This is a genomic window from Bartonella sp. AP40SXNS (assembly GCF_042195825.1).
Lineage (GTDB): Bacteria > Pseudomonadota > Alphaproteobacteria > Rhizobiales > Rhizobiaceae > Bartonella.
Genome location: NZ_JBHIPB010000116.1, coordinates 1 through 669, shown reverse-complemented (window position 1 = coordinate 669; position 669 = coordinate 1). Strand labels below are relative to the sequence as shown.

Here is a 669-nt window from a genome sequence, read left to right as displayed (position 1 = left end):
TAAATCCACATTAAACCCTGTGATATGGTTCCAATGAACGCCTTCAGGAATACGCAATTTAAAGCGGTGATAACGATTGCGCGAACGACCATGATAAGCGCCCGTGACATATGAACATGCCCTCTCCTTATGCCATGTAATCGGTGTCTGATGATTGCGAAGCCGACGCTCTCCTATGCTTAAAAGACCTTCCGTCGTATCAACTTCAGCAAACATCTTCGTGATAAAGTTAAAACTTCCATCTGGTGCTCCCAATTCTTGCGAAACAACCGTTGCTTCCATCGGCGCACCTGTAAACATAACAAGCCGATTTTGGTCATCAAAAGCACCAAGCATGGGTGCGCCACTTTGCCAACGAGGGCTGTCTAAAGAAGCCGGTAATGTCTCAAGATTGATCGAGATCTCATCTAACTGTTCTAAAGTATAACCTGTCGTAAATACTGGAAACAACGTGAAAGGTTTTCCCTGTAGCGTCGACCATTTCTGCAATCCCCAATCATAGACAAAGGTCGTTTGCTCGTTATTACCTCTTTTTAAGGACCAGTAAATCCGGTTATCAATGGGGTCTATAACCCCTTGCATCTCATCAAGAGCAAACTTATCAAAGGTTTTAAAAACCGTTCTATCAACCTTCTCAAAGCCTATCGGCAAAAGTTGACCATCAGCACT

General features: G+C 43.8%; 1 pseudogene. It reads right to left on the bottom strand.

Going from position 1 to position 669, the window contains the following annotated elements:
- Window positions 1-669 (bottom strand): annotated as a pseudogene (locus ACFILZ_RS10080) (hypothetical protein); the annotation flags it as partial.